The organism is Phenylobacterium sp. (assembly GCF_031425575.1).
In the GTDB taxonomy this organism is placed as follows: Bacteria; Pseudomonadota; Alphaproteobacteria; order Caulobacterales; family Caulobacteraceae; genus Phenylobacterium.
This window is the reverse complement of sequence record NZ_JANPJP010000329.1, coordinates 1-2,298: the sequence shown is the minus strand read 5'-3', so window position 1 is coordinate 2,298 and position 2,298 is coordinate 1. Positions and strand designations below refer to the sequence as shown.

The following is a 2,298-nucleotide window of genomic DNA, read 5'->3' as shown; positions in this document are numbered from 1 at the left end:
GTCGGCCTGCGGGACGATGAGAACCTGTTCGTCGATACGGATGGTGGCTGGCTCGAGGGGGCCTATGTCCCGGCCTATGTGCGGCGCTATCCCTTTATCTTGGCCGAGTATGGGGAAGGCGAGGACCTGGGCGTTCAGCTTTGCATCGAGGACCATCCCGAGATCCTGGTGCAGGGAGCCGGCCAACCGCTCTTCGCCGATGGGGAGCCCTCGCGACTGGTGAAGTCGGCCTTCGATTTCTGCAAATCGTTGCGGGCGGCCGACCTCGCCACCGCGCCCTTCGTCGAGGCCCTGGTGGCCTGCGGTGTCCTTGACGGCCGCGCCGCGACCGTCAAATTGTCCACGGGCGGCGACCTCAAGTTGGCCGGCTTCGCCACCATCGACGAGGCCCGGCTGCGCAGCCTGCCCGACGAGGCCTTCCTCCTCCTGCGACGCCAGGGCTGGATGAACGCCATCTATGCCCAGATGCAGTCGGCCCTGAACTGGGGCCGCCTGGCCGACATGCTGGTGAGCAACGACCGCTAGAAAAGGCCCAAGGCCTTGAAGCTGGCGACCCCGTCGCGGCCCACCACCAGGTGGTCGTGGATGGCGATGCGCAGGGACCGGCCGGCCTCCACGATCTCGCGGGTCATCTGAACGTCGGCGCCGGAGGGCGTCGGATCGCCGCTGGGATGGTTGTGAACCAGGATCAGCGCGCTGGCCGATAGCTCGAGCGCGCGGCGCATCACCTCGCGAGGATAGACCGGCGCGTGATCCACCGTGCCGTGGTTCAACACCTCATCGGCGATCAACTGGTTCTTCTTGTCCAGGAACAGCACCCGGAACTGCTCGCGCGCCTCGTGGGCGAGTGCGGTACGGACATAGGCCGAGAGCGCGCTGGAGGACGAGATCACCGGACGTTTGACCACCGCGGCCTTGCCCACCCGCAGCGCCGCCTCCTGCAGCAGCTTCAAGTCGAGGGCCACGGCGTCGCCGACCCCGCCCACGGTCTTCAGCTCGTCGACGGATGCGCCCAGCACGCCGGGCAGGGATCCGAACCGAGCGATCAGCGCCTTGGCCAGGGGTTTGACGTCGCCGCGCGGAATGGTGCGGAATAGGTAAAGCTCCAGGAACTCATAGTCCGGCAAGGCGCCGAACCCGCCGGTCCTGGTGCGATCGCGCAGCCGGTCGCGGTGGCCGAGATAGTGCGGCTTGGGGGCAGGCTTGGACGGATTTGCGGGGAAGAGGTCGCCGCTCCAGGCCTCCTGAAGTTCACCGCCATCCGCCATCGAACCGCTCCGCAACCCGCCGCCGGAACAATGTTCCTTATTCGTTCCGGATTGGCAAGGGGCGGGCGGGGCGGATCGACGCAGCTAACCGCTCGGTAACTACACACAGAGACGATTTGTTAGACTCAAGGAGGTCAAGGTTTGAGTCGTTCGTGGAGATATCCAAGCGATGGCCCGCCCCCAGAAACGCGTTGAAGCGGCCCATGAGGCCCTCGGCATTCCGCCGGTCCCGGCCGAGGCCTGGGTCCTCGCCCCGTCGCCGGTGCGCCTGGCGGACGGCGCCTTTGACCCGATCGACAGTCCGGCCCGCCAGCTGCAGGCCGATCTGGCCGCCAGCTACTCCCAACACCAGGATGATGAACGCCGCTGGTCGCCGCGCCGGTCCCTGGCCTTCATCACCGTGGGCAGTCTCGCGGGCTGGGCCCTGCTGATCACCGCCGCCCGGGCGATGTTCTTCTAGGCCTCAGTCGCCCTGTACGGGCGGCTTGAACAGGCCCATCGGCGACAGGGTGAAGACCTCGTAGCCGGTCTCCGTCACACCCACCGAATGCTCGCACTGGGCCGAGAGCGACTTGTCGCGGGTCACCGCCGTCCAGCCGTCGGCGAGAACCTTCACCGGATGCTTGCCCAGGTTCACCATGGGTTCGATGGTGAAGAACATGCCCGGCCGCAGCAGCTCGCCGGTGTTCTTGTGGCCGAAGTGCAGGATGTTGGGCGCGTCGTGGAACACCCGGCCCAGGCCGTGGCCGCAGAAGTCCCGCACCACCGAGCAGCGCTGGGCCTCCACATACTGCTGGATCGCAAAACCGATGTCGCCGGTCCGGGCGCCGGGCTTCACGGCGTCGAGACCGTGCTGCATGGCCTCATAGGTCACGTCGATCAGCCGCTTGGCGCGCGGGGCGATCGCGCCGACGCCGTACATGCGGCTGTGATCCCCGTGCCAGCCGTCGACGATGACGGTGACGTCGATATTGGCGATGTCGCCCTCGCGCAGGGCCCGCTCGCTGGGAATGCCGTGGCAGACTACGTG

At 67.2% G+C, this 2,298-nt stretch carries 4 protein-coding genes; 2 read left to right on the top strand and 2 right to left on the bottom strand.

The genetic code is table 11. The annotated features are described in order from the left end of the window. A partial coding sequence (locus RMO97_RS18330; RefSeq protein WP_310542451.1) for a SapC family protein occupies window positions 1-525 on the top strand: 525 nt, incomplete at its 5' end. Here the strand turns inward: RMO97_RS18330 and radC are convergent. Beyond that, window positions 522-1,268: a RadC family protein gene (radC, locus tag RMO97_RS18325; RefSeq protein WP_310542450.1), complete on the bottom strand. Its 747-nt coding sequence runs from the start codon at window positions 1,266-1,268 to the stop codon at window positions 522-524. The two genes, RMO97_RS18330 and radC, sit on opposite strands and share 4 nt — an antisense overlap. A gap of 169 nt (window positions 1,269-1,437) precedes the next feature. Between radC and RMO97_RS18320 the strand changes: the two genes are divergently transcribed. After that, entirely contained in the window at window positions 1,438-1,728 is a 291-nt protein-coding gene (locus tag RMO97_RS18320) for a hypothetical protein (RefSeq protein WP_310542449.1), read from the top strand. Between the two features lie 3 nt (window positions 1,729-1,731). Here RMO97_RS18320 and map read toward each other — a convergent pair. Continuing rightward, window positions 1,732-2,298 (bottom strand): type I methionyl aminopeptidase (gene map / locus RMO97_RS18315; protein WP_310542448.1); only part of this gene is annotated, 567 nt, incomplete at its 5' end.

Coding starts and splice junctions, on each gene's coding strand:
- radC (WP_310542450.1), bottom strand. CDS start 1,268: ATGGCGGATGGCGGTGAACTTCAGGAGGCCTGGAGCGGCGACCTCTTC.
- RMO97_RS18320 (WP_310542449.1), top strand. CDS start 1,438: ATGGCCCGCCCCCAGAAACGCGTTGAAGCGGCCCATGAGGCCCTCGGC.